The organism is Neisseria sp. P0021.S005, assembly GCF_051956955.1.
In genome coordinates this window covers 1-8,627 of the sequence record NZ_JBQCWY010000099.1, presented here as the reverse complement: position 1 = coordinate 8,627, position 8,627 = coordinate 1, and the positions used below count along the sequence as shown (strand labels likewise).

Sequence of the window (8,627 nt, the reverse complement as noted above, 5' to 3'; positions counted from 1 at the left end):
TGGAACACGCGACGGTCGAAGTGAATGCGGATATGGCAGTACAGCAAAACTGCTGCCAAGACAAGTTGCACCGCAAACCATGCGCCGCCATATTTTGCCGACAAGGCGAGCAGCAAGGCATTGCAGGTGGCAACATAATGTGCGGTAGAGAGCAGGTGGGCAGTAATACGGCTGTCGGTTGCGTTGTCCATCATTATCCTTGTTTTAAATAGTTGGCAGCAGCTTCGACTACTTGGGCAGTGGCCAGCGATAATACCATTTGTGGCCGAGCCTGCTTGAGTTCGGCCTTTGCCTGTGCCAAGTCTTTGCAGCCACCATAGACCAGCAGCCACGTCAGCACCACTGCGGCACTTCTTCCATAACCTAAAGCGCAACATACCAGCACTTTGCCGTGTTTTTGGCGCAAGGTTTCCAATATCAAGGCCGTCTGAACCAAATCGTTTTCAGACGGCGTTACCATATCCAGTAAAGGCAGAGTGCGATATTCTCCCTGATAGCTACAGCAGGGATATTCGGCGCATACATCCAATACAGCAGGCAGATGGTTTGAAATACCCAAAACGCTGCCAATCCATACATCATGGCGGACTTGTGCCGTTTTCGCCTTACCGCGTAACCAATACGCCATGTTTAGCCGTACGCCCACCAGATAAGGCAATAGTAAAACCGTCGCTGCCGCCGATAATTTACCGTTAGCCTGTTTTTGGAATATGTTTGCATTCCCAGTCAAATAGGCAAAGGCCACCATCAGCAAAGACACGCTAATCCATATCAACCACAGCCACACACCACCCAGCAGCGCAGGCAAAGCCATCAAATACGCGCCAAGCAAATACAGCAACGCAATCTTTCTTGAGTGTACATTAATCGAGCCCAGTTTTAACGGCGAAGTCATCTGACGCGGGAAAGCCCACAACACCAGCCAGCCAAGCAATGCTCCGGTCGGCACGTCAATAAAATGATGTTGATAAGTCGTCAGTACCGACAAGGCAATCAGGCTTTGCCATAAGAAAAGCGGCAGGCGGATTTTGGGAAAGCGCGTCCAATAAAATGCACCCACGATAATCGCCAACGCGATATGCAAAGATGGCGCTTGGTTGTACGGCAAATCAAATGCAGCCAATGAATCAAACAGCCAGCCTGACAGCCCATCGGCAGGCGGTTTAGGCCACCCGAAACGCAGCGGAAACAGTACAAAGCAAACAGTTGCAATCAGTTGGGCGGCTACAAGGTGCGCTACATATCGGTTTTGTTCATGTGTATCACGGCAAAGAAAAAATGCCGCGGTATACATCAGGTTTAGCGACCAATAAGGCACAATCGTCCATGCCCAAAACGGAATATTGCTCTCCCATGTAAAAGCGATTTCAGGCACATAGTCCAGCGACGCCGCGTAATGGTTGGATAGGCCGTAGCTGGTGTAGAACAGTGCGCCAACTAAAATCAGCTTGAGCAGGGAGGTTTTTAGGGAGGGTTTCATGGATAGGTACATGGTTTAAATAAGGCCGTCTGAAAGTTAAAGAATTGTTCAGACGGCCTTTATTTTTTTATTTCTTCACTGCCAAGCTCACGGTGAAAATACCGTCTTCGTCTATCCATTGATGGATTTTTTCAAAACCGGCTTTTTCAACCAGCTGATCCATTTCCTGCTGACTGCGACGGCGCATTACCCAGTTTGGGTTGCCTGCTTTGTGGCTGGTCAGGGCGCGGGCAATCATTTCCAGTTGCGGATGCCACGGCTGGCCGGTGTAGATCAGGTAGCCGCCGGTTTCAATGGCTTCTCCAAAGCCGTAGAGCGAGTTCAAAATCAAATCATTGTCGGCAAACAATTCGTGCAGGCCGGAGACGATGCCCAGGGTAGGACGCGGCTGTAAATCGTGATAATTGGCGCGGTCATAGGCATTGACCTCATTGAAGGTAACCGTGTCTTGTAAGCCGCGCTCGGCAATCAGCTTGCGACCGGCTTCGACATTAATCGGACTGTAATCGCGCAAGCGTACGGAATTAGGCAATGTGTCGGCAGTCAGGGCATCCAATACATAGCGGCCATGACCGGATGCGATATCCAAAACGTGTACCGGTTTGCCTGCTTCACGCAGTTTGGCTGAGGCCGTCTGAATGGCTTTGCCGATATTGACTTTGCGTTGGCGAATGCCGCGCCAGCCGATAGCGTTAAGATAGTATTTGTCCACCCATACACCGAAAGCATTGCTGCCTTGCGGTTGATTGCGGTAGACATAATCCAATGTGCTGCCCGAATCAAAACCTGTTTCTTGACCGATTCTCAAGCCTTCACTCCAGCGCGAACCCAGTTTGAGCGAGGCGCGATATATTGCCCAGAATGCGCCGCGAGGCGTACAAACAGGCAAAGGCGTCGCCAGTTCGTCAGCTTCGCGACGGCTGTCTCCAAATAAGTGCGCTTGAGTCAGATCGACTTGTTGCAAAGGCTGATTGAAACGCTCGCGGATAAAACGGCGCATTTCGATAAACGCGATTTCACGGTTTTGCTCGCCTAAAGTGTCGTGGTAGAAACCGGGCAGGATATGGCGTTCTTTAATATGGCTGCCCAAACGGTTGTAGAAATCGTGTTGCGGTTTGTGATGAACAACCCAATCGCTGCCTGAAATCAACAGTTGTACAGGCGTAGTAATCGCTTGTGCATCGGCAACGACGCGTTCGGCCGCTTCATATAAACCCAGCAGGATGCGCACAGAAATAGCGCGGGCAATAAGCGGATCATTGTCGTAGCTTTTTTGACGTTCGACATTGTGGGTCAGATAGTGGGCTTTGACGTAGCTGTTGACAAAGAAATTGCCACGCCATTTTTGCATCATTTTCAAACCGGTACGGGCAAACGGAACATAGAGTTTGACTTTGAACGCAGGCGAAGCCAATACGGCGCAACGGATTTTCGGCGCGTAATCGTGCAACCAAGTAGAAACCAATACCGCACCGACACTTTGCGCAATCACGCAAATGTTTTCAGGTTTGATGCTGTATTCGCTTTGGATGTGTCGGATAAAATCATCTACGTCTGAAACCGAAGTGCCGATACTCGGACTATCGCCTCGTTCTCCAGGGCTGTAACCATGACCACGCGCGTCCCAAGCAAAATAGGCAAAATCATCAAAACCCAGCTCATCGGCAACAAACATCATCCGGCCGGAATGCTCATGTCCGCGATGGAACAGCACAATGGCTTTGTCGGAAGAACCATCGGCAGCAGGGCGATAGCGGTAGAAAAGCGAAGTACCGTCTTGGGTAGAAAAGTATTTTTGCTGTTCGGACATGAGAAACTCCTAATAGTCATATTTTTTGAACAGTATCATGACATATCGGATAAATGCAATGACTATCCGATAGACGGACGAATGCAATGATGGGGAGAAATGGTAAAAGATGATTCCAAATTTTACTTAAAACCGATGACAGTGATTGTTAAAAGGTTAGATAGAGGGTGTTTGGATAACCTTACAAATTACTACCGACATATCATCATAAACTCGTTTTTTCGCAATTAATTTACGAAATACAGTCAGATGGGACTTATCGTTATCATATTGTTGCCAAATTTTTTCTCTTATTTCTTTTGAAAGGGCATCACTTAGGCCGTCTGAACAGTTTTCAGACGGCCTTTACTACGTTTAACCAAGCACTAATTAACTGCTAATTTTGTCATGTTTTAATACATCCATCGAAACCCGAATACACATTCTAAAAGGAAATCAAACATGAAAAAATTCTTATTGACCGCCATCGTTGCTTTGTCTGCTGCTACTGCCGGTGCCAGCGATTACATCGAACACAAAATCTACAGCGACAAAAACTTCGAGCAAAACCGTGCTAAAGCCGTAAGAATGTTGGAACAACGCGGCTATCAAGTTCACGATGTTGATGCCGATAGCCGTCGAGGTCAGCCTGTGTTGGAGGTTGAGGCTTTTAAAAATGGCCGTGAGTACGACATTGTTTTGTCGTATCCTGATTTGCAAATTATCAAAGAGCGCATCGATTATTAATATTTTGATATAAAGTGGATTGTCGCAGGGCTTTTGGTCCTGCGACAGTTTGCTATTTGGGAATTTAAAGAATGTAAACAGCATGTAAATTACCTAAAACAAATGAACTAAATATGTTTTTTATTTTCCATGTAGTTCAAAGTGTTTGATGTTGGGAGTCATGATATGGATTTGAATGATTGGAAGGAAAATGGCCGGCAGAAGCAGATGGGCGACCAAGGCAAACCTTTAAACGACGGCACATCTGCAGAATCCCAACAGGATGTTGATTTGTGGGATCACAAGCAAAACGGTGTTGTTGAAAACGAAGTTGAGGTTGTGGCTGACGCGGTAGAAATTCAGGAAGCAGTAGAAGGTCAGGATGTAGTTGAACATCCTGAAATGCCGTCTGAAAAAAACGAGAAGAAGGCCAAACGCAAAAAAGACAAGGCGAAAAAGAAAAAAAATAAAGCCGAGGATTTGAATGCGTCTGATCTGTTGGGTACGAATAAGGGCGTGGAAACCATGTTCCGCAATGCCGTACGCTCGGAGATGGAATTGTTGGCGCTGGCGGCAACCAAAGCAAATATTATGATTTCGCTGAATGGTTTTATTGTTTCTGCGCTGATGATTTCGGGCGCGTTTATTTTTTCATCGTCGCCCGAATTTTTGATTCCGGCCAGTACGTTTATGATTACTGCCGCAGCATCTATCGTGTTTGCATTGCTTTCTGCTTCGCCGGAACGTATCGGTAAAATGCAGGCGGCGCGTACATGGTTTAAGGATTTCATCCGCGGCCGTTCGAAACTGCGGGATTTGAAAACCCGCCTCAGTAGTACCGAAACGCGCTTTTTTGGCGGCAGCCAACCCAATATTTTGATTTATGAAGACCGTGTGAAACTGCAAAAAGATCAATATTGGGAAATGATGCAGGAGATTATGGGCGATCGTAAACAAATCTATGAAAAGATGAGCGACCATCTTTACTGGCTCGGTTTGTTGGCGGATAAACAGTTCAAATACATTAACTTATCTTACGCGGTATTCCGCTGGGGCTTGCTGGCTTCGCTGGCGGCATTTATCGGCGTAAAAACATTGCCGTCATTGCTGATGCCTCCGGCCAACAACGCGGCAGAGTTGCGTTCGCTGGGTATCAATATGTTTAACGGCGTATTTGAGCCTTCTGCCGTACAACAGCTTCCGGACGGTAAGTTGCTGATCGCGGAAGACGAACCCAACCATGCATTCAGTATCATCAGCATTGATAAAACCGGCAGGTTTGTAGAAGACGAGGCATTGGATACGCGCGTGATTACCGGTTTCAAACGCCGTCTCAGCGACTTGGAGGCTTTGGCGCGCGACGATGAAGGCTTTATCTACGCAATGACTTCACACTCACGCACCCGTAAAGGCAACCGATCGCCTGACCGCGAACACCTGATGCGCTTTAAAATCCAAGACGGCAATGTGTTGGGGCTGACCAGCTACGACAATCTGACGCAGGTTTTGGAAACCGATCACAAGCTGCATGATTTGATTCGCGAGCGAACCAAGGCAGAGGTTTCTTTTGAAGAAATCAATATTGAGGGCATGGCGTTTGATCCAGTGAAAAAACGTCTTGTTTTGGGCTTCCGTGATCCTGAGTTCAACAACATGGCTTTGGTCGCGTTTATCAGCAATCCGAAAGATGTATTTGAGCGCAATGCCAAGCCTGAGTTTGACGAAGTGGCCGTGATTGATATTGATGGCGGCGGTATCCGTTCCCTCAACTATGATCCTGTTTTGAAAACCTACGTGATCGCTAATGAAGTGAAGGATGAGAATGGACAGAAATTCTCACAACTGTGGACTTGGAGCGGTAATCCGACCGATGAACCGCAAAAAATCTCTTTGCCTAATCTGCAACACATTACCAACGTTGAAGCCGTCGATTCAATTACCGTTAACGGCAAGCCTCAAATGATTTTGATGGGCGATGAAGGCAATGCTTCGCAGAAAATTACTGCCAAGTATATGTTGGTAGATTACAGCCAACTGGGTAAACAATAAGTTATCTTGGCTACTGAATAAAAGGCCGTCTGAAACCGATAGTTTATGGTTTCAGACGGCCTTTTTTGTTTTCAGTAAAACGGGGTGATGGGTTTAAATATTTTAATCAATGATGATTAACCCAAGAACGTGGACAAGTTTCAGACGGCCTTCAAGCCATTGATGACACGTTTGTAGCAGGTATAAACCAATGCCGCGCAGGCCAGCCACATAAGGATATAGAAAAGCGAATGGAAGCTGCCGGCAATTGCATACCATACTGCCAATGCGCCGATAAAGAATGCGCGATCGCTTTTGCCGAATGGTCCGTCATAACGACGGCCGTTGCCATGGACTTGTCCCAAAACGCCGCAAAATTCAGTCATTGCCGCCAGCCAAATAAACAGGGCAATTTGTACGCCGCCGAAGGGCGCGATAAAGGCAAAAGGCAGATACAAAGCAGCATCTGCGGCAATATCAGTGATTTCATTCAAATAACCGCCTAATGCCGATTGTTGGCCGAACTCCCGTGCCAGCATACCGTCCATCGCATTCAGCGCCATACGGACAAACAACCAGATCGGTAAAAGCCAGAATAGTGTGGATACACCAGCAAACAATGCTAAAAGCAAACCGATCAAAATAGAAACGGCGCAGGCAAACAGGGTAATCTGATTGGCAGTAATACCTTTTTGATACAGTCGCTTAACAATGGGGCGCAATAGGTTTTGGAATTTTGGTTTCAGGGCGTAAATGCTCATGATTATGCTATATAAAAGAAAATGAAGTGCCGTGATTATAGACGAAATCCGTTATAATCCGTCAATCTTCGAATCACGCGGTTCGCAAACCTCCCGCGTTAACAAAACTAGGAATTTACTATGGAAAAACAGCAGGCCCTCGTTATTTTTTCGGGCGGGCAGGATTCAACAACCTGCCTGATTCAGGCAATTCAAACATATGGCCGTGAAAATGTGCAGGCCATCACTTTTCAATATGGGCAACGCCACGCCATCGAATTGGAGCGCGCGCGTTGGATTGCCCAAGATTTGGGCGTGAAGCAGACAGTACTCGATTTGAGCCTGATGCAACAGATTACACATAACGCCTTGATGGATGATACGGCATCCATTGAAACAGCTTCAGACGGCCTGCCCAATACATTTGTAGATGGACGCAATGCTTTGTTTTTGCTTTATGCCGCCATTTACGCCAAAGGGCAGGGAATACGCCATATTATTGCCGGCGTGTGCGAAACCGATTTTTCCGGTTATCCCGACTGCCGCGATGTGTTCGTCAAGTCGATGAATGTCACGCTGAATCTGGCCATGGATTACGCTTTTCAAATCCATACGCCCTTGATGTATTTAACCAAAGCGCAAACATGGGCGCTGGCAGATGAAATGGGTGCATTGGATTATATTCGTGAGCACACGCATACCTGTTATAACGGCGTGGTTGGTGGTTGTCATGAATGCCCAAGCTGTATTTTGCGCGAGTGCGGTTTGTCGGAATATTTGGAAAGTAAAAAGGCCGTCTGAATTAAGAGGGGCATATATTTCCAATATCCAGTTGTACGAAAAGGCCGTCTGAAAAATTCATTTCAGACGGCCTTTGGCTATGTATTTTGTTCTGCTTAGAACAACAAATCTGCAGGTTCGCTGCTTGTCGGAGCATCTTTCGCAGGGGAAGAGGCAGGGGTAGTAGCCGGTTCGGAAGCGGCTTTAGGCACAGAAGCAGGAGTATCGGCCGGAGTGGTTGCCGGTTTGGCAGCAGGTTTTGCCGGTTTCACCGGAGTCGGACGAACGCTTTGTTTCGGTTCGGATGCTGCCTTGTTTGTATCGTCGGTAGCATCGACTTCGATTTCAGTTCCTTGAGGCAATACCACATCTTTAGCAGGAGCCGGTTTCGGCATGACTTTAGGTTTGCTGTAAGCATCCGTGCCGCTGGTCCATGCCAAAGACTTCAAAGGCGATTTGAGTTTCACACCTTTGGCGCAGGTCAGACAGTTTGCTGCGCCGGTGCGTCCTTTCAGGATTGCATCCACACGTGCGGCAGGAATGGTTTTGCCGTGCGCTTTTGCCCAGGCAGTAATGCTTTTTTTCAGGGCAGCCGTATCAAGGTTTTTCTTGTCGTATGGGTCGCGATAGGCAGCCAGCCACAAGTTTTGGTTGGCATCTTCGTTCAGACTTGCCATTTGATAGATAACGGAGGCAGGAGAACCTGTTGCGATGGTTTTGGCGAATTCCAATGCGTCAGGCGATTTCATGCGCACGCAACCATGGCTGCGGACGCCGGGTACGCTGGCAGGGGCATTGGTGCCGTGAATGCCAAGGCTTAATTTAGGGTCGCCAAGACGGACAAATACCGGGCCCAGCGGGTTATTCGGGCCGGCCGGTACGCTTTTAACTCCGTCATTGCGTTCTTTTTGGATGGATTTAGGGATATGCCAAACCGGGTTGTAGGCTTTTGCGCCTATTTTATGTTCGCCCAGATTGGTTTGGGTCATGGCTTTGCCGACGGCAACAGGATAAATTTTGCTCAGTTTACCGTTGTCGTAGAGGAACAAACGCTGTTGCGTAATATTGATAACGACGTGTTGTC

At 47.6% G+C, this 8,627-nt stretch carries 7 protein-coding genes, 1 pseudogene and 1 riboswitch; of the genes and pseudogenes, 3 read left to right on the top strand and 5 right to left on the bottom strand.

Going from position 1 to position 8,627, the window contains the following annotated elements; genetic code table 11:
- From ACTHUE_RS07645 to ACTHUE_RS07635, 3 genes and pseudogenes are all read right to left on the bottom strand, one after another.
- A pseudogene (locus ACTHUE_RS07645) lies at positions 1-191 on the bottom strand (hypothetical protein); the annotation flags it as partial.
- Between the two features lie 2 nt (positions 192-193).
- The gene (locus tag ACTHUE_RS07640) at positions 194-1,480 is read right to left on the bottom strand and encodes a phosphatase PAP2/dual specificity phosphatase family protein (RefSeq protein WP_440403120.1); all 1,287 of its coding nucleotides are present in this window, start codon (positions 1,478-1,480) and stop codon (positions 194-196) included.
- Positions 1,481-1,547: 67 nt separating this feature from the next.
- Positions 1,548-3,290, bottom strand: coding sequence for a bifunctional alpha/beta hydrolase/class I SAM-dependent methyltransferase (locus tag ACTHUE_RS07635; protein WP_440423212.1), 1,743 nt, complete (start codon positions 3,288-3,290; stop codon positions 1,548-1,550).
- Between the two features lie 441 nt (positions 3,291-3,731).
- On the opposite strand from ACTHUE_RS07635, the gene ACTHUE_RS07630 reads away from it, so the two are divergent.
- Complete coding sequence (locus ACTHUE_RS07630) at positions 3,732-4,016, top strand: PepSY domain-containing protein (protein ID WP_070460093.1); 285 nt, start codon at positions 3,732-3,734, stop codon at positions 4,014-4,016.
- Positions 4,017-4,397: 381 nt separating this feature from the next.
- Positions 4,398-6,044, top strand: coding sequence for a Pycsar system effector family protein (locus ACTHUE_RS07625; protein WP_413231330.1), 1,647 nt, complete (start codon positions 4,398-4,400; stop codon positions 6,042-6,044).
- A 140-nt stretch (positions 6,045-6,184) separates the two neighbouring features.
- On the opposite strand, the gene ACTHUE_RS07620 is transcribed toward ACTHUE_RS07625, so the two are convergent.
- Entirely contained in the window at positions 6,185-6,784 is a 600-nt protein-coding gene (locus ACTHUE_RS07620; RefSeq protein ID WP_219088852.1) for a CDP-alcohol phosphatidyltransferase family protein, read from the bottom strand.
- 71 nt (positions 6,785-6,855) lie between these two features.
- A riboswitch (PreQ1 riboswitch) is annotated at positions 6,856-6,901 on the top strand.
- 3 nt (positions 6,902-6,904) lie between these two features.
- Here ACTHUE_RS07620 and queC point away from each other — a divergent pair.
- Positions 6,905-7,564, top strand: a complete 660-nt coding sequence (queC, locus tag ACTHUE_RS07615) for a 7-cyano-7-deazaguanine synthase QueC (RefSeq protein WP_107792331.1) — start codon at positions 6,905-6,907, stop codon at positions 7,562-7,564.
- A 95-nt stretch (positions 7,565-7,659) separates the two neighbouring features.
- Here queC and ACTHUE_RS07610 read toward each other — a convergent pair.
- Positions 7,660-8,627: L,D-transpeptidase (locus ACTHUE_RS07610; protein WP_440403162.1), on the bottom strand; the 968-nt coding region annotated here is incomplete at its 5' end.

What these genes read in the sequence shown, in the direction of transcription:
- ACTHUE_RS07640 (WP_440403120.1), bottom strand. Translation starts at nt 1,480, where the DNA reads ATGAAACCCTCCCTAAAAACCTCCCTGCTCAAGCTGATTTTAGTTGGC.
- ACTHUE_RS07635 (WP_440423212.1), bottom strand. Translation starts at nt 3,290, where the DNA reads ATGTCCGAACAGCAAAAATACTTTTCTACCCAAGACGGTACTTCGCTT.
- ACTHUE_RS07630 (WP_070460093.1), top strand. Translation starts at nt 3,732, where the DNA reads ATGAAAAAATTCTTATTGACCGCCATCGTTGCTTTGTCTGCTGCTACT.
- ACTHUE_RS07625 (WP_413231330.1), top strand. Translation starts at nt 4,398, where the DNA reads ATGCCGTCTGAAAAAAACGAGAAGAAGGCCAAACGCAAAAAAGACAAG.
- ACTHUE_RS07620 (WP_219088852.1), bottom strand. Translation starts at nt 6,784, where the DNA reads ATGAGCATTTACGCCCTGAAACCAAAATTCCAAAACCTATTGCGCCCC.
- queC (WP_107792331.1), top strand. Translation starts at nt 6,905, where the DNA reads ATGGAAAAACAGCAGGCCCTCGTTATTTTTTCGGGCGGGCAGGATTCA.